This is a genomic window from Vibrio sp. HDW18 (genome assembly GCF_011306175.1).
In the GTDB taxonomy this organism is placed as follows: domain Bacteria; phylum Pseudomonadota; class Gammaproteobacteria; order Enterobacterales; family Vibrionaceae; genus Vibrio; species Vibrio chanodichtyis.
Map to the genome: position 1 here is coordinate 1,346,473 of NZ_CP049913.1, position 23,674 is coordinate 1,370,146.

General features: G+C 47.8%; 22 protein-coding genes and 1 pseudogene. 14 read left to right on the top strand and 9 right to left on the bottom strand.

Annotation, left to right across the window (positions count from 1 at the left end; all coding sequences use genetic code 11):
- Position 1: 1 nt before the first annotated feature.
- Entirely contained in the window at positions 2 to 934 is a 933-nt protein-coding gene (hemC, locus tag G7083_RS06550) for a hydroxymethylbilane synthase (RefSeq protein ID WP_166014061.1), read from the bottom strand.
- 270 nt (positions 935 to 1,204) lie between these two features.
- On the opposite strand from hemC, the gene G7083_RS06555 reads away from it, so the two are divergent.
- On the top strand, positions 1,205 to 3,736 hold the full coding sequence (locus tag G7083_RS06555) for a class I adenylate cyclase (protein ID WP_166014062.1): 2,532 nt from the start codon (positions 1,205 to 1,207) through the stop codon (positions 3,734 to 3,736).
- Positions 3,737 to 3,806: 70 nt separating this feature from the next.
- Here G7083_RS06555 and cyaY read toward each other — a convergent pair whose 3' ends face one another.
- Positions 3,807 to 4,121: an iron donor protein CyaY gene (cyaY, locus tag G7083_RS06560; protein WP_166014063.1), complete on the bottom strand. Its 315-nt coding sequence runs from the start codon at positions 4,119 to 4,121 to the stop codon at positions 3,807 to 3,809.
- Between cyaY and G7083_RS06565 the strand changes: the two genes are divergently transcribed.
- The 6 genes from G7083_RS06565 to G7083_RS06590 all read left to right on the top strand — a co-directional run bounded on the left by G7083_RS06565 (position 4,101) and on the right by G7083_RS06590 (position 10,746).
- Positions 4,101 to 4,313: a lipoprotein gene (locus G7083_RS06565; RefSeq protein WP_206212082.1), complete on the top strand. Its 213-nt coding sequence runs from the start codon at positions 4,101 to 4,103 to the stop codon at positions 4,311 to 4,313. The two genes, cyaY and G7083_RS06565, sit on opposite strands and share 21 nt — an antisense overlap.
- 32 nt (positions 4,314 to 4,345) lie before the next feature.
- Entirely contained in the window at positions 4,346 to 5,599 is a 1,254-nt protein-coding gene (lysA, locus tag G7083_RS06570) for a diaminopimelate decarboxylase (protein WP_166014065.1), read from the top strand.
- Positions 5,600 to 5,610: 11 nt separating this feature from the next.
- Positions 5,611 to 6,441 carry a diaminopimelate epimerase gene (dapF, locus tag G7083_RS06575; RefSeq protein WP_166014066.1) on the top strand — a complete coding sequence of 277 codons (831 nt, stop codon included), beginning with the start codon at positions 5,611 to 5,613 and terminating at the stop codon, positions 6,439 to 6,441.
- A 13-nt stretch (positions 6,442 to 6,454) separates the two neighbouring features.
- The gene (locus G7083_RS06580) at positions 6,455 to 7,159 is read left to right on the top strand and encodes a DUF484 family protein (RefSeq protein WP_166014067.1); all 705 of its coding nucleotides are present in this window, start codon (positions 6,455 to 6,457) and stop codon (positions 7,157 to 7,159) included.
- A complete protein-coding gene (gene xerC / locus G7083_RS06585; protein ID WP_166014068.1) occupies positions 7,119 to 8,060 on the top strand; it encodes a tyrosine recombinase XerC in 942 nt (313 codons plus the stop codon). The genes G7083_RS06580 and xerC overlap by 41 nt, the downstream gene beginning before the upstream one ends.
- Positions 8,061 to 8,259: 199 nt before the next feature.
- Positions 8,260 to 10,746, top strand: coding sequence for an EAL domain-containing protein (locus G7083_RS06590; RefSeq protein ID WP_166014069.1), 2,487 nt, complete (start codon positions 8,260 to 8,262; stop codon positions 10,744 to 10,746).
- Between the two features lie 8 nt (positions 10,747 to 10,754).
- Here G7083_RS06590 and G7083_RS06595 read toward each other — a convergent pair.
- From G7083_RS06595 to G7083_RS06605, 3 genes and pseudogenes are all read right to left on the bottom strand, one after another.
- A pseudogene (locus tag G7083_RS06595) lies at positions 10,755 to 11,861 on the bottom strand (hypothetical protein); the annotation flags it as partial.
- A gap of 228 nt (positions 11,862 to 12,089) precedes the next feature.
- Entirely contained in the window at positions 12,090 to 12,917 is an 828-nt protein-coding gene (locus G7083_RS06600; protein ID WP_166014070.1) for a Cof-type HAD-IIB family hydrolase, read from the bottom strand.
- Positions 12,918 to 13,025: 108 nt separating this feature from the next.
- Entirely contained in the window at positions 13,026 to 14,018 is a 993-nt protein-coding gene (locus G7083_RS06605; RefSeq protein ID WP_166014071.1) for an alpha/beta fold hydrolase, read from the bottom strand.
- A gap of 72 nt (positions 14,019 to 14,090) precedes the next feature.
- Between G7083_RS06605 and rhtB the strand changes: the two genes are divergently transcribed.
- Together rhtB and G7083_RS06615 are read left to right on the top strand one after the other, a co-directional pair.
- Entirely contained in the window at positions 14,091 to 14,708 is a 618-nt protein-coding gene (gene rhtB / locus G7083_RS06610; RefSeq protein ID WP_166014072.1) for a homoserine/homoserine lactone efflux protein, read from the top strand.
- 38 nt (positions 14,709 to 14,746) lie between these two features.
- Entirely contained in the window at positions 14,747 to 15,973 is a 1,227-nt protein-coding gene (locus G7083_RS06615) for an EAL and HDOD domain-containing protein (RefSeq protein ID WP_166014073.1), read from the top strand.
- Between the two features lie 128 nt (positions 15,974 to 16,101).
- Here the strand turns inward: G7083_RS06615 and G7083_RS06620 are convergent, their stop codons facing one another.
- Positions 16,102 to 16,572: a Dps family protein gene (locus G7083_RS06620; RefSeq protein ID WP_166014074.1), complete on the bottom strand. Its 471-nt coding sequence runs from the start codon at positions 16,570 to 16,572 to the stop codon at positions 16,102 to 16,104.
- A 141-nt stretch (positions 16,573 to 16,713) separates the two neighbouring features.
- The gene (locus G7083_RS06625; protein ID WP_166014075.1) at positions 16,714 to 17,043 is read right to left on the bottom strand and encodes a DUF2500 domain-containing protein; all 330 of its coding nucleotides are present in this window, start codon (positions 17,041 to 17,043) and stop codon (positions 16,714 to 16,716) included.
- Between the two features lie 190 nt (positions 17,044 to 17,233).
- Between G7083_RS06625 and G7083_RS06630 the strand changes: the two genes are divergently transcribed.
- On the top strand, positions 17,234 to 17,602 hold the full coding sequence (locus tag G7083_RS06630; RefSeq protein WP_166014076.1) for a DUF4145 domain-containing protein: 369 nt from the start codon (positions 17,234 to 17,236) through the stop codon (positions 17,600 to 17,602).
- A gap of 887 nt (positions 17,603 to 18,489) precedes the next feature.
- Here the strand turns inward: G7083_RS06630 and G7083_RS06635 are convergent.
- Positions 18,490 to 18,756, bottom strand: coding sequence for a DUF1145 domain-containing protein (locus tag G7083_RS06635; RefSeq protein WP_166014077.1), 267 nt, complete (start codon positions 18,754 to 18,756; stop codon positions 18,490 to 18,492).
- A complete protein-coding gene (gene rsmD, locus G7083_RS06640; RefSeq protein ID WP_166014078.1) occupies positions 18,753 to 19,352 on the bottom strand; it encodes a 16S rRNA (guanine(966)-N(2))-methyltransferase RsmD in 600 nt (199 codons plus the stop codon). The genes G7083_RS06635 and rsmD overlap by 4 nt, the downstream gene beginning before the upstream one ends.
- A gap of 202 nt (positions 19,353 to 19,554) precedes the next feature.
- Between rsmD and ftsY the strand changes: the two genes are divergently transcribed.
- From ftsY to rpoH, 4 genes are all read left to right on the top strand, one after another.
- Positions 19,555 to 20,730, top strand: a complete 1,176-nt coding sequence (gene ftsY, locus G7083_RS06645) for a signal recognition particle-docking protein FtsY (protein ID WP_166014079.1) — start codon at positions 19,555 to 19,557, stop codon at positions 20,728 to 20,730.
- A gap of 65 nt (positions 20,731 to 20,795) precedes the next feature.
- Positions 20,796 to 21,470: a cell division ATP-binding protein FtsE gene (ftsE, locus tag G7083_RS06650; RefSeq protein ID WP_166014080.1), complete on the top strand. Its 675-nt coding sequence runs from the start codon at positions 20,796 to 20,798 to the stop codon at positions 21,468 to 21,470.
- Positions 21,460 to 22,443, top strand: coding sequence for a permease-like cell division protein FtsX (ftsX, locus tag G7083_RS06655; RefSeq protein WP_166014081.1), 984 nt, complete (start codon positions 21,460 to 21,462; stop codon positions 22,441 to 22,443). Before ftsE ends, ftsX begins: the two co-directional genes overlap by 11 nt.
- 169 nt (positions 22,444 to 22,612) lie before the next feature.
- A complete protein-coding gene (rpoH, locus tag G7083_RS06660; RefSeq protein WP_166014082.1) occupies positions 22,613 to 23,473 on the top strand; it encodes an RNA polymerase sigma factor RpoH in 861 nt (286 codons plus the stop codon).
- Positions 23,474 to 23,674: the final 201 nt, after the last annotated feature.

Sequence of the window (23,674 nt, forward strand, 5' to 3'; positions counted from 1 at the left end):
CTTATTGATGCTCATAGAGGCGTTGCAGGATCTCTTGGGCGCCTTGGCTAAGCAGTTGCTCGGCCAAGGTAATCCCCAGTTGTTCTGCATCGGAGCGTGGACCGCGAATTTCACCACGCACGATTTGTGAGCCATCAGGTTCACCGACTAAAGCGCGTAACCAGATTTGATCGCCATCGAGCAAGGCGTAGCTACCAATCGGTACCTGACAGCCACCTTGTAGCGTTAGATTCATGGCTCGCTCAGCGAGTACTCGATCTGCGCTATCACGGTGATTAAGTGGCGCTAGCAGTGCGCGTACCCGTTGGTCATCCAAACGACACTCAATCCCAACCGCGCCCTGGCCAACCGCCGGTAGAGATTGCTCCGGTTCGATAAAACTGCGGATTCGACTGGCGAGTTGGAGCCGTTTCAGGCCGGCGGCCGCTAAAATAATCGCATCGTATTCTCCGGCATCTAACTTATTTAATCGGGTGCCGACGTTGCCGCGCAGCTCTTTAATCACTAAGTCGGGACGCGCCGCTTTTAATTGGGATTGGCGACGTAGGCTGCAAGTGCCGACCATGCCGCCAATCGGCAGATCATCGAGACTAGCGTAGTGGTTGGAAACCAAGGCATCACGCGGATCTTCGCGCTCACAAATGGTGACTAAGCCGAGTCCGGGCGGGAAATCAACTGGCACATCTTTCATCGAATGTACCGCCAAATCGGCACGCCCTTCGAGCATGGCAATTTCCAGCTCTTTGACAAACAGGCCTTTACCGCCCACTTTGGCGAGCGGGGTATCTAAAATCACATCTCCGCGCGTTACCATAGTCACCAACTCGACCTGTAACCCAGGATGCGCGGCCATTAAGGCCTCTTTAACATAGTTGGCTTGCCATAATGCCAGTGGGCTTTGACGGGTGGCAATTCGAATTGGCCTCTCGCTCATGGTGATATTCCTGTTCATTGATCTAAACTGGCTTAATCCTATCACTGGCAGCCAAAAATACTTACAACTAAAAATGCCCATAACCAGCGGGCGTTGGGCAAGATTTATGGCCTGAATTTTGTCCAGCTTGTGGCGTGGGTAAGGTGTGATATGCTGCCAAGAGCGCTTTACCGAAGGTGAAATAAGTGTTAGATTGATCACGTTTTGTTGGCATGGTCGCGTGAAAGATAACCAAAAAGCGGCGTCTATCTGGTATTCAGGGAAGCAAACTTGCAGTCTTATACTCAGACCTTAATCCATCGACTTGATAAGCTAAACCGGCAACGTATCGAACGTGCGCTGGCTCTTATGGATTTGCAAAGCCAACGCGTTGTCCATTTTATTCCTACCCTATTTCAGTTTAATCATCCTTTAATCCCCGGTTATTTTTCTGCTGATACGCCATGTGGCGTGCATCTGTTCACGGCTAATGCGATTCAGCAACAATTTATTGATGATATTGAATTAACGCTCGGTGAGCGGTTAGCTGTGACGCAGTCGCCTCAGATCCTCGGCCTCTACACCATGGGTAGTACTTCATCGATTGGCCAAAGCACCTCTAGCGATCTGGATATTTGGGTCTGTGTGGCAGCCAGCATGAGCGGTGAGGCGCGCGACAATTTATCGAGTAAATGTCTGCTGATCACCGATTGGGCCAAAAGCCAAGGTGTGGAAGCCAATTTCTTCATTATTGATGAACAGCGGTTTCGGGATAACTATTCGGAAGCGTTAAGTGGTGAAAACTGTGGTTCGTCGCAGCATCTATTGTTGTTGGATGAATTTTATCGCTCTGCGGTACGCTTGGCTGGTAAACGGCTGCTGTGGCAGATCGTGCCACCCGAAATGGAAGAGTGTTACGACCAATATGTTGAGCAACTGTGTTGCAACGGCTATTTGGACTGCAATGAGTGGATTGATTTCGGCAAACTGAATCGGATCCCCGCGGAAGAGTATTTTGGTGCCAATTTGTGGCAACTGTATAAGAGCATTGATTCACCTTACAAATCGGTACTCAAAGCGATCCTGCTCGAAGCGTACTCGTGGGAATACCCTCATACTCAGTTATTGAGCCTCGACAGCAAACGACGTTTTTTTGCCGATGAGCCCGATCTGTATGGCATGGATTCCTACTATCTGATGCTAGAAAAAGTCACCCGCTATCTAGAGCGGATTGGCGATACCATGCGCTTAGATTTGGTGCGGCGCTGTTTTTACCTGAAAACCCATGAAAAGTTGTCGCGCGAGCCGGGGCTAGGTTCAATGCCGTGGCGGCGTGAAGCCTTGCGTGAACTCACCACTCGATGGCAGTGGAGCCCTGCGGCGATTGCCGAATTGGATAGCCGTCGTCACTGGAAAGTTGAGCAAGTCAAAGTGGTGCACCACGCCTTGCTGGACGCGCTGATGCTCAGCTACCGTAATTTAATCCAGTTTGCGCGACGTAATGACATTACCTCCGCGATCAGTCCGCAAGATATTTCGATTCTGGCGCGCAAACTGTACGCGGCATTTGAAGTGTTACCGGGCAAGGTGACACTACTCAATCCACAAATTTCCCCTGATTTGCACGAGCCTGACCTCAGCTTTATTGAAGTATGTGCTGGGCGTAGCAATAAACCAGGTTGGTATCTGTATAAGCAGCCGCTACAAGCGCAGCGCTTAATTGGTCAGCCTTGTCTTGAGCATAATGAATATCTCAGTAAATTGGTGGCTTGGGCATTTTTTAACGGCCTGATCACGGAATCGACCCGCTTGCATGCAGTGGTGCGTGCCGCCGAGCTAGATATTGATAAGTTCTACCAAATGGTTAGCGATCTGCGTAATACCTTTTCACTGCGCAAGCGTCGTCCGACCATGCAAGCATTGGCCAACCCTTGTGAAATTAGCCAACTGGCGATGTTCATCAATTTTGAGCATGATCCCACCAGCGAACTCAGTGGTAAGGCGTTAAAAGTCGATCTGAAAAATATCGATATTTTCAGTTTTAGCACTGAGCAAAAATGTTTGGTGGGCAGTGTTGATTTAGTGTACCGCAACTCATGGCAAGAAGTGCGCACCCTGCATTTTGAAGGGCAGACCGCGATGCTTGATGCATTGAAAACCGTGCTGGGCAAAATGCATCAAGATGCGCTACCTCCGGAATCGGTGGATGTGTTCTGTTACAGCAGAAACTTACGCGGCGTGATGCGTAACTTGGTTTATCAACTGTTGGCGGAATGCATTGATTTACGCCTCAAACCGATGGAGCAAGAGAAGCGTCGCCGCTTTAAGGCGCTGCGGATGGGCGATCAAATGTATGGCTTATTCTTTGAGCGGCGTGGCGTTTCGGTGCAGAGGCTGGAAAATTCGGTCGACTTTTATCGCAGTATTTCTACCAATAAACTCAAAGGCTCGCCGTTGCTGATGCTAGACCGTGATGAAGACTATCCGTTACCCGCGGTGGTCGATAGCTTTGCCAGTGAAGGGTTAGTGCAATTTTTCTTTGAAGATACCGAGAAAGGTTTCAACATCTATGTGTTGGATGAAGCCAATCGGGTTGAGGTCTACCACCAGTTCAATGGCGAAAAAGATGAGATGATTGCCAGCGTCAACAGTTTCTATACTTCGATCCTAGATGACAGCAATAAACTCGGCGCCAAAAGCATCAACTTTAACCTACCGCAGTACTACCAAATTATTCACCCTGAAGAGGGCGAAACTTATGTGGTGCCGTATCGTAACGACAGCGCCTTGTATTCCAAGCTTTCTCAAGTGGTCAACGCTTAAGCGACCGTTAACGTAAGCGCCAGTCAAAAAGAGCACCGCGGTGCTCTTTTGCTATGACATATTGTGCCGGTTAGCACCATTCAATCGGCTGATCAGCCTGTTTGTCACATTCCTGTTTGAGCAAGGTCAGCAATTCCAAGCCAGTTTTTGAGCAGATCCACTCGCCAGCGGTCCATTTAAAATGGTAGCCACCAGATTTTGAAGCCAACCAAATCTCACGCATTGGTTCTTGACGGTTGATGATGATTTGGCTGCGATCATCAAATTCCAGCGTCATGACATTGCCCACCGTCTCATAGTCGATATCGGCACCTGCTTCATCAATCATGGTTTCGATATATTGCAGTTGGCGGTCGACGATTTGATGAAATTCAGTTTCGTTCATCTTCTCTATCCTATTGCTTTTCCTAATCGTGGTGCGATTATAGGGGGCATTGATTCAATAAGCACGATATGCCCAATGAAAAACACATTCACAGCACTGTTTTTGTTGTCGGTTCTCACCTTGGCGGGATGCGGTCAAACCGGACCACTGTATATGCCCGATGATGCCAAATCGAGTGAGCAAGTTCAGTAAATCACACGACCGAATAAAAAAGGGAACACATTTTGGATTATTTCAATTATCAGGACGATGGTCAGTTGTGGGCGGAACAAGTACCTCTGGCCGATTTGGCTACCCAGTACGGCACGCCACTGTACGTTTACTCAAGAGCCACCTTAGAGCGCCACTGGCGCGCATTTGATCAGGCGTTGGGCGATTTTCCACACCTGATTTGCTATGCGGTGAAAGCCAACTCGAACCTTGGGGTACTGAATGTGCTCGCGCGTTTAGGTTCAGGTTTCGATATCGTTTCGATTGGCGAGTTAGAGCGTGTGCTGGCCGCTGGGGGCGATCCGAGTAAGGTAGTGTTTTCTGGGGTCGGCAAAACCGATGCCGAAATGCGCCGTGCGCTGCAATTGCAGATCAAATGCTTTAACGTAGAATCGGAGCCTGAGCTGCTCCGCCTTAATCAAGTTGCGGCAGAATTAGGGGTTCGCGCGCCGATTTCGCTACGCATCAATCCCGATGTGGATGCGAAAACCCATCCTTATATTTCGACCGGCTTACGTGATAACAAATTTGGTATCACCTTTGAGCGTGCCGAGCAAGTGTACCGGTTGGCGCACAGTTTGCCCAATTTGCAGGTGCATGGCATTGATTGCCACATTGGCTCGCAGTTAACTGAGCTGGCACCGTTTATTGATGCTACCGATCGGTTGCTGGCCTTGATTGATAAACTCCAAGCCCAAGGCATTCATATTCGTCACTTAGATGTGGGGGGCGGCCTTGGGGTGGTGTATCGCGATGAATTACCGCCGCAGCCTTCGCAATACGCCAAAGCGTTGCTCGATCGCCTTGAGCTGCATCGAGATTTAGAGCTGATTTTTGAACCAGGCCGCGCGATTGCCGCCAATGCCGGTGTGTTACTGACCAAGGTTGAGTATCTCAAACACACGGAACATAAAAATTTTGCGATTATTGATGCGGCGATGAATGATCTGATCCGCCCTGCGCTATATCAAGCGTGGCAGGCGATCATTCCACTGCGCCCACGTACTGGCGTCGCGCAAACCTATGATCTGGTGGGGCCCGTGTGTGAAACCAGTGATTTTTTAGGCAAAGATCGTGACTTAGTGTTACAAGAGGGCGATCTATTGGCGGTGCGCTCTTCTGGCGCGTATGGTTTTACCATGGCGTCGAATTACAATACTCGCCCACGAGTAGCAGAAGTGATGGTTGATGGCCAGCAAGCCTATTTGGTGCGTCAGCGTGAATCGCTCAGCAGTTTGTGGGCATTAGAATCGGTTTTACCAGAGTAAAGTTATCTTCTATGCATTTCCATTTTTCTAAAATGCACGGCTTGGGTAACGACTTTATGGTCGTGGACTGCGTTACCCAAAACGTCTTCTTCTCTCCGGAATTGATCCGTCGCTTGGCGGATCGGCATACCGGGGTTGGTTTTGATCAGTTGTTGGTGGTTGAAGCCCCTTACGATCCAGAGTCTGATTTCCATTACCGGATCTTCAATGCTGATGGCAGTGAAGTTGAACAGTGTGGCAATGGCGCGCGCTGTTTCGCTCGCTTTGTGCGCATGAAAGGGTTGACCAACAAATATACCATCAATGTCAGTACCAAAAGAGGCAAGATGGTGCTCAATGTGGAAGAGGAAGATTTGATCACCGTCAATATGGGTGTGCCAGAATTTGAACCGAGTAAAATTCCATTTCGGGCTAAACAAACTGAAAAAACCTATATTTTGCGAGTTGGCGAGCAAACCCTGTTTTGTGGCGCGGTAAGTATGGGCAATCCACACGTTGTGACTGTGGTTGATGAGATCAGCACTGCGGCAGTCGCCAGTTTGGGGCCGTTGCTTGAGTCGCACGAACGCTTTCCTGAGCGGGTCAACGCTGGTTTTATGCAAGTGGTGAGCCGAGACGAGATTAAGCTGCGAGTTTATGAACGTGGTGCAGGTGAAACCCAAGCCTGTGGTAGTGGTGCTTGTGCCGCAGTGGCGGTGGGCATCGTACAAGGGCTGTTGGCTGAACAAGTGCGAGTGCATCTGCCGGGTGGTGAATTGGAAATCAGTTGGCAAGGCCCCGGTAAACCGCTGTATATGACTGGTCCTGCGACCCATATCTACGATGGTCAAATCTCGTGCTAATTGAGGTGCAATTTTGTTTCAGGTAACAACCGATGCGTTGAGTGAGCAGAGGGTAGTCGAATATCTTGAGCGGCATGGTGATTTTTTTCAGCGCCATAGCGAACTGGTTGAGCGCCTCACGTTGCCTTCCGGCTCGGCTGCCGTCTCACTGACCCATATTCAACTGGCACGCCAGCGGCAGCGAATTGAAGAGCTCGAGCAGCAGATCGCCTCACTGATGTCGCTGGCAGCCAACAATGATCGCACTTTCCATGAATTTATGGCCTTGCAAGAGCAGATCCTCAAATGCGCATCACTGCAAGAAGTGGTGCAAGCGATTGAGGTGAAAGCACAGACGCTCAATCTGCGCGCTTATTTGCGTTTATTGGCTCGCGATGATGATCAATATGGCTTGGCCAGTGAAGATTGGCAGCGTTTTGCGACCAATCATTTTAACGGTAAATCGGCTTATTTGGGCCGTTTACGTCAGGCGGATCGGCAAAGTTTACTGGGCGATCTACCCGCTCCCGAAATGGGATCATACGTGGTATTGCCTTTGCAGCGTCACTCTGCCTTAGGTATTTTGGCCTTTGCCAGTGAAGATGGCGGTCACTTTCAGCCGAGTATGGACACCTTATTTTTACGTCATTTGGCGTTAGTTTTAGTCCATTTAATCGAGACGTTACCATGGCAGTATTATGACCAAGAGCAAGATCGAAGAATTCACCCCGCTTCCTAACACCTTAGCCGAGCCGTTGGCGCGTTTTTATGCTTATCTGCATAGTGAAAAGGGGCTCAGCCTTTACACTCAGCGTAACTATAAACAGCAGTTGCAAAGCATGGCGCAGTATTTGGCCAAGCTTGGGCTGGTTAATTGGTCACAGCTCGATGCGGGTTGGGTGCGTCAGTTAGTGGTGCTTGGCAAGCGGCAAGGTATGAAAGCCAGCAGTATTGCCACGCGCTTGTCCTCACTGCGTAGCTTTCTCGATTTTCTGATCTTACGTGGTGAGCTACAGGCCAATCCAGCTAAAGGGGTATCTGCCCCACGCAAGCAACGCCCCTTGCCAAAAAATCTTGATGTCGATGAAATGGCGCAGTTACTGGAAGTGACCGATGATGATCCGCTGGCGATCCGTGATCGCGCGATGATGGAGCTGATGTACGGTTCGGGGCTGCGCTTGGCGGAATTGGTGTCGATTGATGTCAAACATCTCAATCTGCGCGAAGGCGAAATCCGCGTGATTGGTAAAGGTAATAAACAGCGTAAAGTTTGGTTTGCTGGACAGGCCCAGAAGTGGGTTGGTGAGTGGCTTAAGCTGCGCAGCCAGTTTGCGGTCAATGATGAAGCGGCGCTGTTTGTCTCCAAGCTGGGGACGCGGATTTCGCACCGTAGTGTGCAAAAACGCATGGCCGAATGGGGGCAAAAGCAGGCGGTAGCCAGTCATATCAGCCCACATAAACTGCGTCACTCGTTTGCTACCCATATGTTGGAGTCGAGCAATAATCTGCGTGCTGTGCAAGAGCTGCTCGGTCACGAGAATATCGCTACTACGCAAATCTATACTCATCTCGATTTTCAGCATCTGGCTCAGGTGTACGATCAAGCCCATCCTCGGGCGCGCAAAAAGAGTAAAGATTAGGCATTATCTATTGAAGATCGGGTGATCTGACTAAGCACATCGTTGGTTTGGGGCAAAATCAATCCACTCACTCAAATGATGTTAAATTAAGTGCATAATGCTTGTTCACAAAAATCACATTGCCTAATTATTGAGTATAGTCTGCGGTAACGATTGCATTGCATAATGGGTCAATACTTCACCAGTCTGTCCATTTTTTATGTTTACGGTTTCTCGCCTTATCCCTGATTTGGTATCGGCAGCCACAGTGCTCGATACCGTCGATCTTGCTCATGGACAGTCTGTATTGGTGCAGATTTTTTCACCATGGAGTAGTGAGCAAGTACAGCAACTGGCTCGCCAGATCCGCATTAAATTTCCATTGTCTTGTCTGATTGGCTGCAGTGCCGAGCAAGTCATTTTCCAAGGTGAAATTCACCATCAAACTACCTTGTTGCAAATAACGGTTTTTGAACAAACCGCGCTTAGCGCGACCGTGGTAGCCTACAGTGACGATTATGTGGCGGATGGCCAGTGTTTAGCACGTCAATTAGAGCTTAATGACCTCTCACAAGCCGTACTGTGCTTTTCATGGCAGATGGAAACCTTACAAGCGCCGCGTTTTACGCTGCACAATAGCCGTGGTGTTGTGGTGCCTGTTGCCGGTGGTGCAGCTAAACAAACCTCAGCCGGACATTGGGTACTATTGGATGAAGAGTGCTATCAACAAGCCACGGTGGCGGTGGCGTTACATAGCGATACCTTATGCGTTGAAGTAGGTGGTTACACCGAATGGCAGCCGGTTGGACGTAGTTATCATGTTACTGGCGTTGAGGGCGATCGGCTGCTTAGTCTCGATCATGAGCCGATCGAGGCGGTGTATCAACGCAATTTAGGTACCCAGATCGAGTTTGCCAATGGTGGGCTGATCAGCTTTCCGTTGATGAAAGGTAAGTGTCGGCTGCAAGATATCTATCTGCCACTGGGTATCGCCCCAGAGGGTGGACTGCGTTTTAACCGCCCACTTGCGCTGCAAGATAAAGTCCGTTTTTGTTTTGACCATCCGAGTTTAACCCTAGAGCGAGTGTGTCTCACCGCTCAGCAATTGCAGGCTCAACAGTATCAACAAGTGTGGGTGTTTAACTGCGCATTACGTTTGAATTTCATGCACGAAAACTATGAGTTGCAGCCACTGCAAGTCGTGGCACAAACGAATGGTTGTTACTGTTGGGGAGAACTGCTGTATGAGCATGGTCAACAACAAGTAAGGCATCACAGCATGACTTTTCTGGCACTGCGTGAAGGTGAGCCGCAGAACAAGCCGCTGGCTCGTTTACCCAACTACTCTCAAGGAATGACTGCGCCGCTATTTAATCTGATCCGTCATGCGTTTTATGATTTAGATGTAATGACCGATAACTTAGCCCAGCAGATCCGTTCACAAACGGCATTATTGACCGCCAGCTATCGGCGTGACCGACGCACCGGGTTACCTAATCGCGTCGTGCTGCGTGAGCGTTTATTGGCATTCACTGAGCATGAGCATTTAGTGGTGCTGAAAGTGACCAATTTTAATCAAATCAATGAAAAATACGGCTATCCGGTTGGCGATGAGCTGCTGCGTGATTTGAGCACTCAGTTTCAAGCATATTTGGATTTGAAATTAAACGAACGTAGTTGGTTATATGCGATTGGTGTCGGTGAGTGGGCGACGGTATTTTATTCTCAGGCTGATGCGCTGCGTATTCATAGTCATTTCTATAAATTTGTTGAACAGTTAGAGCACGTTAATTTCGAACCGGGCGGCTTGCCGACCGTTGATTATCTGTCGATATCTTTGTGTGCAGGATTAGTCAGCCAGCATGATTTTGCCGGACATACTCCAGATGAGCTGCTGTTGCGTGCCATCGAGGCTCGCCGCCATGCGTTCAATAATAATCGCCATTTTTGTAATGCGGCTCGGCTTAAAGTGCAAGACAATGAGCGTCAAGAGCGACTCAATGGATTATCACGCGTGAGTCGCGCAGTACTGCGTGATGATGTGGTGGCGTACGCCCAGCCAATCTGCCAGGCGCATAACCATATTGTGGCCTCGTATGAGTGTTTGGTACGGATTGAAGATGACGGTGAGATTCTCCTGCCGGGGTATTTTTTACCGATCATTACTGATACTCATCTCTATACTCGTTTGAGTCGTCAGATGATCAGCCACACTTTCACAATGATGCGTCATCGATCCGAAGCATTTTCAATCAACCTGTCCCCACAGGATTTAATGAGTGAGCGCACGCTACTGCACTTAGAGGCGGCGATCCAATCACTGGCCGATCCAACCCGGGTTGGGTTGGAAGTATTAGAGAGTGAGCGGATTAAAGATTATGGGCGGATGATCGAGGTGTGTAACTATTTCCGTTCATTAGGGGCCACCATCATCGTTGATGATTTTGGCAGCGGTTACTCCAATATTGATGAAATCGTCAAACTCGAGCCGCAAGTGATTAAGCTAGACGGCAGTTTGATCCGCAATATCGATCAAGACATTAAGCAGCGCCGGATTGCCGAGCAGTTGGTCAAATTGTGTCAGGTCCTGAATGCCAAAACCGTGGCTGAATTTGTGCACAACCAAGCCGTTTGCCGGATCAGTGAAGATATGGGGGTCGACTACTTACAGGGTTATTTCCTCGGTCGACCGACACGATTAGGTTAAATCTACAGTTTAAGCTCTGTTTGTCCGGTGATCTGTTGCGCGAACAGTGCGGCTTGACCCACTGCCGGTGGCGCAATGCTATCACTCAGTTCGACTAAGGAACGAAAGAGCACTAAGCCACCATTGGCGATCGGGTAGATCAATGGGCCGACTTTTTCTTGGTGGGTGGTCAGTTGATCGCCATCACGGGTGAAAATCCGCTCTGAGAGTAAATATTGCTGCTGGTGACGTGTCATCACCACTTGGATTTGATTGGGATTGAGCTGCTGCCAATAACCTTGTTCGATGATTGGCGGCTGCCCATCTGTATACTCATAGCGGGTTTGCGCGCTATGGTCTGGCTCCAAGTTGAGAGTAACACTAAAACCGGTTTGTACCGTCGAGCGGGCAAAATATACGCCACTCCATTCCAACGTGGGATCGAGATTGGCTAAGCTGGCACAGCCTTGATAATGATCACCTTGCAATGACAGTTTAGAACGCCATTGATAAAGCGTTGGCTCTGTACCATTTTGGCACTTTGCTGGTTCTAGTTCGAGTTCTCCACCCTCAAATTGGTAACGGCGTTGAGTGGCACTGATTTGCGTGCGAGTAATGGACAAGTGCTGTTTCGCACCACCTCGCGGCTGGAATTGTAAGCCATCGTCGATAAAGCGCAGTGACCAAAATGGTTGATTGCCAAAGGCTCGGGTTGGACGGATCGGCTGTTCACAACCACGCTGTTCTCTACTCAACTGGTTAATCCTTTGCACCGCAATACGTGCGACATAATCGCCGTTATACCCAGTTTGGCTCGGTGGCAATAAGGTGCCAACTATCTCGCCGTACAGTGGTTGATAAGGGCTAAGATTAAGCGCGAGCGCATCGCGTAACTGTTCGACTGATAAATTGAGCCAATACTGCTGCTGACTGCCACATGGGGTAAAGCGCTGTAATTCATGACCGATGACCACCTCACCACGCAGCATAAAACTCGTCGGTTGAATCGTTTCGGGTTTATCGAGTGTAGCGATGATGATTGGGGTTGACTCTGATTGTGGGTCTGATAACCGGTTGCTAGAGCACGCTTGCAACAAGATGGCGCATAAGATGGCGCCGAGAGGCAACACTCGCATGGTTCGATTCCTTTGGCTGATATGGCGGGCAGTTAGATGACTTAAGTATCGCATAAAGCCTGAGTTAAGCTGAACCACTGGCCAGCGCAATTGACAAAGTGCCGACATCGGATTGATCGGTTTGCGGATCAGTACCCAGTTTGGTGGATCACCCGCACCAAAAATAAAGATGGCAGCCGGGGTGCTGCCATCTTAGTTATGTGGCCGAAGCGGCCAAGAGCATAGGGGTTAAAACAGATGTTGGTGTAGGTAGTGGGCGACAGCATCATCTGCATTACTGCCGATCACGGTATTATTCGGTAGCGCATTGAACACTTTTTGATGCGCCGTGCTCATCACTAAGCCTTTGCCTGCCATCGAGAGCATCTCGACATCATTCATGCCATCACCAAATGCGATGCAGTTGGTTAAGCTGAGTTGTAATGATTCGGCGACTGCTTGCAGAGCATCACCTTTGGATACGCCAGCACACATCACTTCTAAACACCAAGGGGTGGAAAATGCGACATTAATCTTATCGCCAAAGCGTTGATTAAGTAGCATTTCATAATGCACTAGGTGTTCGTGATCCTGATTTTGGTGGGTAAAGAAAATCTTGGCGATGCCATCGGTTGGTGCTTGATTGACATCAAATAGCTGATAAGTAAAACCAGAATCTTCATGGAAGTCGCGCAGCACTTCATCTTCTTTATTGAGCAACCAGCCATCATTGCGATACAGGTGAACATACAATTGGTCATCTTGTTTGACCAGATCGATGATGGCTTGCACTAACTCGTGTGGGACGTTTTTGCTGTACATCAACTGATCGTCTTGGTCATGCACTCTCGCCCCATTCGAGGTAATCATATACGCGGGGATCCCCGCAATCTCACGGATCCCCGCCACATCGACATGGTGGCGACCAGTGGCGAAAATAAAAGTAAACCCTTGATCATGCAGTTGCTTAAGCGTTTGTTTGGAAAATTCGCTCAGTTGATGATTGGGGGCGAGTAGGGTGCCGTCGAGATCCGACGCCACGATTTTATACGGATGTTGTGTGGCTAACGTGGTCATAAAACTCTCATGTTTCACTGTAGGTAGGGTGAATGTTCACCCTCGACTTGCTTAGTGTAGTGGAATTAAATCCGGAAAAAGAGGGTAAATTGTACCTGCCGTTTTTCCTCAATTTTGGGATGGTGCGGTTGGGTCGGCAAAAAAGCGCAGCATGTGATCTAACGCCTGCTTACGATAACGATCCTGCTCAAACAGCAACTCATGGCGTGCCCCTGCAATTTGGCATAGTCGGGCATGTGGTTGGGTGTGTAAGAGTTTTTTGAATAGTCGATTTTGTACTTGGTTAGAGACAATTGCTTCTTCACCCGCTTGTAAAATCAGCAGTGGAATGTTGATTTGGCGGGTTAACTGCAAGCATTGTTTGCAGGCGATTAAACTTTGCCAAACCCAATGATAACTGGGGCCACCCAGTTGTAGCTCAGGGTACTTTTGGTACAAATCGCGAAACGATTGATAGCGAATTTGGCTATGAGTAAGTAGGTTGTTGGCAAATGGTTTTGCATAGTAAGGGCCATAGCCAGCTGCATAGCTCGGCTGTGTGGTTATTGTGGCCATGATTTGGCTGAAGATGAACGCAAATGGACGTAGATACCACGGCATCGCGATGCCAAACATTGGCGCGCTGAGTGCAACCGCATCAAACGGATGAGAGGGGTGAGTTTGAATATAGCGTGTGGCAACCGCTCCCCCCATTGAATGACCAAATAGCAAGCGCTGTGTATAGCGGCCTAGCTGGAACAACTCGACCAAACCTTGTAAATCCGTCACATAATCTTCGAATTGCTCAACATAGCCGATCTGTCGATCGGCGGTCAGCCGTTGTGATAAACCTTGGCCTCGATGATCATAGGTATACACATCAAACCCTTGCCGAAATAGGTCATAGCACAGCTCTTGATATTTTGCGCTTGATTCGATGCGTCCATTAACCAGCACGATGGCTTTTTGGTGACTCGGATGCTGCAAACTGCACCAATAAATCTGTTTTTTATCAAAACTGTGATACATGCCTTCAGTGCGAGTGTGCCACAGTTGAGCTATCTCAAGGTTGAGTGCTTGTTGCAGAGTAGACTCTTGCGTATAAGGGTAATAACGGTTCATAAGTGGATGATATGACTGTGCAGATTGGCGGTTTACCTGTCAGCTAGCATAAGTCAGGAATAAGGAATTGCAATGGATATCCATGTTTGGCTTGCTTATTTAGTTACTGCAACTGTGTTCAGTTTGGCTCCGGGTTCGGGTACGGTTAACTCAATCAGCAATGGTTTAAGTTATGGCACACGCCATTCATTGGGGGCGATTATCGGCCTCCAAATCGGTTTGATTTGCCACATCGTGTTGGTGGGAGTGGGGATTGGCGCGCTGGTGGCTCAGTCAGCACTCGCGTTTAGCGTGATCAAATGGGTTGGGGTAGCGTATCTATTATGGCTTGGGGTACAAAAATGGCGTGACCAAACAGCGTTAACTGCGGTCACTCAGCAAGCGGAATTATCACAGTCGGCATTATTGCGTAAAGCGGTGTTGATTAATTTGACCAACCCTAAATCGATCGTATTTTTGGTGGCGTTATTTCCGCAATTTATCAATCCGGCCAGCCACGCGGCGCCACAATTTTTGATCCTTGGCATCACCACCATCATCATCGATACGATAGTGATGTTCAGCTATACCGCCTTAGCGGCTCAGCTCGGTCGTTATATCCGCTCACCTCGCGTCATGACCAGAATGAATAAACTATTTGGTTCGATGTTTATCGGCTGTGGGGTGTTGCTCGCTAGTGCTAAAGCTTAAATCGCGGTTATCGATTCAGCAGATCGGTTAAGGAAACTATGTACACTACTTATGTTGCTCGCCAGCCGATATTAAATGGCAAACAACACACGTTAGGCTACGAATTGCTGTTTCGTGATGGCGAAAATAACGCATTTCCTGAGTACGTCGATGCGGATCGGGCAACCTATCGCTTGATTGTGGAAAACTTCTTATCGATTGGTACCAATCCGCAGATTGCCCGTTCGCGTTGCTTTATCAACTTCCCCCATAAAAGCTTGCTACGCCGGTTACCGCTTACTTTGCCGCGTGAGCAGATCGTGGTTGAAATCCTCGAAACTTGCCAGCCGACTGATGAACTGTTGGTGGCCGTACAAGAGTTGCGTCAGCGTGGATATTTGCTGGCATTAGATGATTTTGTCTATTCACCCGCTTGGGAGCGTTTCTTGCCTTATGTGCATATTGTCAAACTCGACATTATGGCGATGGGGCTTGATCAAGCGTGTGCTTTGGTGCGTGAGCGATTGGCGAATGGTAGTCGGCGGCGCTTTTTGGCCGAGCGAGTGGAAACCGAAGCCGATTTTCACCAAGCACGTGATGCCGGGTTTACTTTTTTCCAAGGCTATTTTTTCAGTAAACCAGAGCTGATTGAGCAGCGTTACATCAGCCCTGAGCATGTGATCGCGATGCAACTGTTCCATGAGGTCTGTCAGCCTGAGGTCGATTATGAACGAGCGGAGCGATTGGTGGCTCAAGATATTGCGCTGTCCTATCAGTTGCTGCGTTTTGTCAATACGATGTCAGATCGGATTGCAGTTTCGATCACCTCGTTTCGTCAAGCTTTGGTCTATCTGGGTCAAGACCGATTGCGGATTTTTATCTCATTGGCGGTCGCTTCTTACATCTCATCGAAAAAGCCGCAACAGCTCTATACGTTATCGTTGCAGAGAGCGCGATTTTGTCAGTTAATGACGACCTTGCCCCTTTTTCAGGCTTATCAACAGCAAGCTTTTCTGATCGGGATGTTTTCGGTGTTAGATGCGTTACTAGATACCAGTTTAGCCGTGCTGGTTGAGCAGTTGCCGTTAGGCGATGAAGTGAAACTGGCGCTGCGTGACCGGAGCGGATCTCTCGGAGCTTTGCTTAACCTTGAGCAGTGTTTTGAACAGGGAGATTGGCAAGGTGTAGCGCAACACTGTCATCAATTGGGATTGGAGATTGAAGAAGTGCAGCCCCGATTGATTGACGCCCAGCGTTGGAGTCAAGACATTCATCGTTTGGTTTAGATGGTTGTTCGGTTGTGTTGGCGGTCAACCAGCCTGACGTTGAGGGTTGGATAATAAAGGCTAGTTGACCAGAACGCTTCACTGACTTGTCAGCGCGGGTTATGTGTTGATGGGTGACCAAGGGTTGATTATTTCAGCCAAGCATTGAGCATCCACATTAACTTCTCTTGCTCGCGGATGTAATCGCCCATCAAGGCGGCGGTTCCTTCATCGCCACTTTTACTGGCAAATTCCAGAATATCGCGCTGTTGGTGTAGCAATACGCTAAAACCATCCACCAATCCTTGCATGCTACTACGGCCATCGAGTGAATCGGTGTGCTCTTTAATTTGGGTTGCTTTAAGGTAGCCACTAAAACTGTGCATTGGCCGAACGCCTAAGGTCAAAATACGCTCTGCCACTTCATCAATCTTGAGTTGCAGATCGGTATAGATTTCCTCAAATTTGACATGTAGTTCAAAAAACTCTTTGCCTTGAATATTCCAGTGATAACCACGGGTATTCATATAAAAAACTTGATAATTTGCTAGCAAGTGGTTGAGAGTATTGGCCAGTTTTTGACTTTGTGTGCTATCGAGACCAATTAAATTGGTTGTCATAATTCCACCTCTCAGTGTGTTAAATTCTATTTTGATACACCAAGAATAGTGTAGTTTAGGTAGGGATCAAATTGGGATTGGCTGATTTTTTTGATAGAGAAAAACTATCAATCCATATCAATAGTATGGTTATTGGCCAGTTCAGCGCTGTAGCGCAAAATGTAAAAAACGTTGGCCCTGATAAGTCAGTATGCCCTTATCCCCAGGATTCAGTGCATGATAGTAGTGAATACCAATTTGAAACTCGCGCTTTGGGCCAAACAGACCTTTTTGCACGTAAATCCAGCACTCCTGATCCTCTTGACCGGGCAGTGGGTTGGCAACGTCGATAATCTGCTTATCCAGAATCGTCACTTCTGCTGTACGCTGTGGCGCATTTTCACCTTGCAGGTGACGGCGGTAGAAGTGGCTGAACAACCAAAATGCAGCAATAATTAATAATACTAGATAGATCAATAGAGTGTAGGGCATGTCTGCCTCCAATCGGGGATACGCAGCCATTTTAGCGAATAGCATATTTTGCCAACTAATTTTTACTGAGAAAGAGACGTTTGGCCGCTATTCACGGTGATTTTTCGGCTGACTTCACACTTTATGGATCATCGCAGCTAGGGTTTGTCGAGTGACTAGCGAGACAGCAAAACAGAGTGCGGGAGGGAATATGTCAGACATTGAGCAAGTGGTGCTACGCACGCGCAAACTCGAAACACTATTGCGCGAACAATATCATGCACAAGGCAAGGGGCTGCACCAGCTCGTCACCAGTTGCGAAGAGCGTTTACCTAATCATATGGTCAAAAAATTGCGCTATGTTGCCACGATTCGCAACAAAGTGATCCATGAAGATCACTATCAGCTAGAAGCACGCAATGCTTTTTTTAGCGCATGTCAGGAGTGTGAGAAGGCGTTAACGCCCAGAAGTGGAAAATTTGTGTGGCGGGTGGCAATCACCTTACTGACGTTGGTTACCCTTGGTGCGCTGTTGGTGTATTACTGGTACTGGCCTGAGCTTGCTCAACATTTCCATTAATGGCTAACCAGCAAAACAAAAAGGACGCATATGCGTCCTTTTTGTTTATAAACATAAGCTTAGTACATCATGGGCAGTGTCATTAGGCCAATGATTACTGCGATCATAACGAGTCCCTGTTTTTGAGATGAAGAAATCATAACACTGCTCCTTTTTAGTTTAATCATTCTGGCGAAAAGAATAGATCATTTATTAGGCTTGATCAATAGATTGATTGTGAGAGTTTAAAAAAACACAGTTGTTTTGCTGTTGTGATGGAATTTCGTCAGGGAAAGGTCATGGTTTTGTACTGTTGTAATCATGAGCGATGTGTTGTTTTTTTGAATGGTTGTCTTTTTATCTTTTTGTTTTTAATTATTTTTTATATTTGGCTTGGCTGGTTTAACTTTAAACTAACGTTAGTTATTGTTACTTGGGCTGGATTTGATAGTCGGTATCGAGTAATTAACGGTTTATCGCTGATAGTTGCTGATTGTTGATATGAATTATCATTTGCTTTTGTTGGTTAGTGGTTTTCTTTGCTTACATTTGTCTTAATGGATGTTATCTATCTTTTAGCTTTAATTATTCTACTTAAATATATTTTTTATTGTAATTCGTTGAATTTAAATCGTTTTGTTTGTTTTTTTTGTGATTTTTAATAGTGTTTTTGTGTGGCTTGTCTATGATTTAACTTTTGTTTTATTGTGTTTTGATGATTTAATTTTGATTGGTTGTTATTTTGTTGGCTTTTCTGGTGATTGAGTCGTGTGGTCATCAGTATGCAGAGAGAATGGTGATTTCGCGGGCATACAACGGCGCTTTGAGCTACAACCGCATGTGCAGCTTGAGCATAAAAAAGCCACCAAATTAATCTGGTGGCTTTGAGGAGATCATGAGCTTGTCACTTACATCATGTACTTACGACGAATATCCAGTAGCGCAAAGATACCGAAGATCAGAATCGACCATTTGTCCCAACGTGTTAATGGTAACTTATCGCCAAATGCGCCAATAAAAATCAGCATCTGTAAGCCATGCATCATCAGTAAAAATGCGGCCATAATATACAGTGCAATCGCAGCATTGCCTGGAAAAGGCATAGCGATATTGAGTAGTAACACCAGCCACACCAAGCCAATCGCAGTCTTTGCTAACCAGATTAATCCTTTCATTGTGCTTCCCTTATAAATAGCCGATAGCAGACTTGCCCAGCGATTTTTTCTCGATGCAAGCGCCACGATGTGGGTAATTCCGTCATCGGCAGCTCTTTTTCGCATTCAATATAAATCATCGCATCAGGACTTAGCCAACCGTTTTGCTCTAACAATTGAGTGGTTTGTTGCAATAAACCTTGTCGAAATGGTGGGTCAATAAACACCAGCTCATACGGTTGTGCGGATTGTCGCAAAAAGGCTAAGCTATCCATGTGAATAAGTTCAATGTTTTGTGCTTTTAAGCTCTGCACATTACGGCTGAGTTGTTGAAAGGCGAGAGGGTTGAGCTCCAGCATGGTCACCAGTTCTGCTTGGCGTGAGGCGCATTCAAATCCTAAGCCACCAGAGCCAGCAAATAAGTCGAGGCAACGTGCGTTCGGTACGTGTTGAGCGAGCCAATTGAATAGTGTCTCTTTGACTCGGTCGGTGGTGGGGCGTAATCCTTCTGCATCATGCACCGGAAGTTTTCGACCACGCCATAGGCCGCTGATGATTCGAACTTGCCCGCTGGGGGCGTTTTTTTGTGATGAGTTTGGCTGGCGACGTCTTTGCATAGATTTTTTGACCGCTAATTAAGTGTTACTATAACCCACCTGTCCGCCATCCGGCGTGACAACCCGAGTTAACATAAAAAATTGGACAAAGTGTAGCAAGTGCAGCAAAAAGTTTTCACTGCTTTGTCATTTTTCTTTTCTGGCAGATGCCCATCGCCAAGAAAAGTGGGTATTCAAATAAAGTGATTCAGGACAGTTCCAGATGACGGAAAAAAAGAAGCGTGGTTTGTTGTCATGGCTTGGCTTTGGTGATGAAGAGCATAATCCAACCAGCGCAAGCGAAACACCAGCGCAAGATCAGCCCTCAACTCAAGCTGACGTTGCCACGGTCGAGCTGGTCGCCGAAGCTGTGTTAACAGAAACAGAAACAGAAACAGAAACAGAAACAGAAACAGAAACAGAAACAGAAATAAATGAAAGTGAGCTAACGCGGATTAGCGAGCAAGAAAAGCCAACCGAAAGTTTCTTTACTCGTTTAAAGCGCAGCCTTAGCCGCACCAAAGCCAATATTGGCGCAGGTTTTTTTGGTCTGTTTAAAGGCAAAAAAATTGATGATGAGCTGTTTGAAGAGCTTGAAGAGCAGCTGCTGATCGCCGATGTTGGGATGGAAACCACCAGTAAAATTATTGCCAATTTGACCGCCAAAGCCTCTCGTCAGCAACTGCGTGATGGTGAAGCGCTGTATGGCTTACTTAAAGAAGAGATGGCGGAAATTTTGGCTCAAGTCGAGCAGCCGTTGGTCATTGCGGCGGATAAAAAACCGTACGTGATCTTAATGGTCGGAGTCAATGGCGTGGGCAAAACCACCACGATTGGTAAGCTGGCCAAGCAGTTCCAAGCTCAGGGCCACAAAGTGATGTTGGCCGCCGGTGATACTTTCCGCGCCGCTGCAGTTGAGCAACTGCAAGTCTGGGGTGAGCGTAATCAAGTACCAGTGATTGCCCAGCATACTGGCGCAGATAGCGCATCGGTTATTTATGATGCGATTGAAGCGGCCACCGCGCGTGGCATTGATGTGGTGATTGCCGATACCGCGGGTCGTTTGCAAAACAAGAGCCACTTAATGGAAGAGCTGCGTAAAATTGTGCGGGTGATGAAAAAGATTGATGGTAGTGCGCCCCACGAAATTATGCTGACCTTGGATGCCGGGACCGGACAAAATGCCATCAGTCAGGCCAAGCTATTTAGTGAAGTGGCACCGTTAACCGGGATCACCTTGACCAAACTTGATGGTACTGCCAAAGGTGGCGTGATTTTCGCGATTGCTGATCAATTCCAGATCCCGATCCGCTATATTGGGGTTGGTGAAAAAATTGACGATTTACGTCCATTTGCTACCCAAGAGTTTATCGACGCACTATTTAGTCGTGAAGAGTAACTGGTCACCACCAGTCACCAAATCTGAGCTGGCCAGTGTGCCAGCCTTGCCAAGGGGGAGAGGGCGTGATCAGGTTTCAGCAAGTCAGTAAAGCATACCGAGGTGGACGACAAGCGCTGCAGAAAGTGGATTTTCACTTACGGCGTGGGGAAATGGCTTTTTTAGGTGGCCATTCCGGTGCAGGGAAAAGCACATTGCTTAAACTGATCTGTGCTATTGAGCGTCCAACCGACGGCAAGATCAGCTTTAATGGGCACGATATTACGCGTATTCCTAGTAAAGATATTCCATTCTTGCGGCGCAATATCGGCATTGTATTTCAAGACCATCGCCTGTTGATGGACCGCACCTTATATGACAATGTGGCATTGCCGATGCGGATTGAATCGATCGCGGAAGATGAGATCAAACGGCGAGTTTGCGCTGCGCTCGATAAAACCGGCTTGCTGGATAAAGCGCGCTGTCTACCGAGCCAGCTTTCTGGTGGTGAGCAGCAGCGGGTGGGAATTGCTCGGGCAGTGGTCAATCGCCCGACTTTACTGTTGGCGGATGAGCCAACGGGTAATTTAGATCCTGATCTGTCCAATTTGGTGCTGCGGCTATTTGAAGAGTTTAACCGTGCTGGGGTGACCATTTTATTGGCTACCCACGATATTCATCTGGTTAATTCGCGTCCGCAGTATCGTCATCTCGAACTCAATCAGGGTTTTTTAAGTGAGGTGGCGGATCATGGCCGTTAAACCGAGCAAGCAAAAAATGACTAAAACCCGTCAAAGTAAAACGCGCGCTCAACAGCGGAGCAAAAACGATAGCTTTATCGCAATCCATTTAAAGCAAGCCAAGACTTCGTTTGCCGCGTTATGGCGACGTCCGCTTGGTAATATTCTCACTCTGGCCGTGATCTCAATGGCGTTAGCTTTGCCTGCCAGTTTGTATCTGCTGAGTAAAAATATTGCTTCGGTGGCCGAACCGGTCGCTGTACCTTCCCAGTTGAGTGTTTACTTACAAACCGAAATCCCAGAACCGCGAATCATCGTATTGAAAGATTCGCTAGAGCGGCGTGCTGAAGTCAGCCTAGTGGAATACATCTCACCTCAACAAGGCTTGGATGAGTTAAGCCAATATGCCGGATTTGAACAGGCGATCAGTCTGCTCGATAACGCTGCGTTACCGGCCGTGTTAGTGGTGACACCACAAGTCGAGAGCCGTGACCAGTTGCAATCTCTGGCCCATAGCTTGCGAGCCGAAGATGGGGTAACTGATGTGCGGATGGATGAGGATTGGTTTGCTCGCCTCGATGCGATTCGACACTTAGCGACCATAGTGGTGATCAGCTTGTCGAGTTTGATGCTGATGTCGGTATTTTTGATTGTTGGCAATACACTGCGTTTTAATGTGCAAGCCAATAAGGAAGAGATCCAAACCATGAAATTGATCGGCGCGACCGATAGCTATATTTTACGGCCTTATCTCTATTCTGGTATGTGGTTTGGACTGCTTGGTGCGGTGGTGGCATGGCTGCTCACCGCATTGATAACTGTGTTGCTCAATGGCGCAGTCGCCACTCTCGCTATGTTGTATGACAGTCGATTTCGCTTAATTGGCCTCAGTTGGGATGAATCGCTACTGCTGCTGATGCTTGGTGTATTGCTTGGCTGCGTGGCCGCTAAAGTTTCTGCTCAGCGCCATTTAAAAGAAATTGAACCGCTTTAGGTGATAATGGTCATAAAATAGCGGCCGATTAACAGCCACCACAGTGCTTGACTTGAGTTGTACTTTTGTTTATGCATAATGACCCGTCAAACTTGAAATTGATTAATTTTCGGTTCAAGCTTGCTGCGATAAAACCCTGTGTCCAGATCAGAGAATGATGAGGAATTGAATGACTAACCAAGCGTATCCAATGGCTCTTGTTACACAAGACAGCTTAGATAGCTACATCCGCTCCGTAAACGGTTATTCGATGCTGAGCGCAGATGAAGAGCGCGAGCTGGCTGAGCGATTACATTACAAAGGGGATATCGAGGCGGCGAAAGGATTGATCTTGTCGCACTTACGATTTGTTGTTCACGTTGCTCGTGGCTATTCCGGCTATGGTCTGCCGATTGCTGATTTAGTCCAAGAAGGCAATATCGGCTTGATGAAAGCGGTTAAGCGTTTTAACCCAGAAATGGGCGTGAGACTGGTTTCGTTCGCAGTACACTGGATTAAAGCGGAAATTCATGAATATGTGCTACGTAACTGGCGTATTGTCAAAGTCGCGACCACTAAAGCTCAGCGCAAATTGTTCTTCAATCTGCGTAAATCCAAAAAACGCCTCGGCTGGTTTAACGCAGGTGAAGTGGAAACCGTGGCTCGCGAATTAGGCGTTGAGCCTGCGGAAGTGCGTGAAATGGAATCGCGGCTGGCGGCGCAAGATGCAGCATTTGAAATGTCCGCTGAAGATGATGACAACGGCATGGCCTACACTGCGCCAGTGCTGTATCTCGAAGATAAACAGTCGGATCTAGCGGATAACCTAGAAGCGGAAAACTGGGAGGCGCATACCACCCAGCGCCTGAGTGTGGCTTTAGCCAGTCTCGATGAGCGCAGCCAGCATATTGTGCGCGCCCGTTGGTTGGATGATGACAATAAAACCACGCTACAAGATTTAGCTGAACAGTATGGCGTCTCTGCCGAGCGGATCCGCCAGCTTGAAAAAAATGCGATGCGTAAGCTAAAAGAAGCGGTTGGTGAGTTCTGATCGCAACTTGGCTGAGTCGATCATCAAATATAAGAGGTCTGGTTAATCCCAGGCCTTTTTTATTACGGGTAGCGCTTGAAAACAGCAGTGATCAATTACCGATGATAGAAAAATAGGTCGATGATTTCATAATCAGCCATTTTGTTGCTTAGACAAGCCTATCAATCAGGTTATAGTATGCAGCAAATTATTTGACTTAGC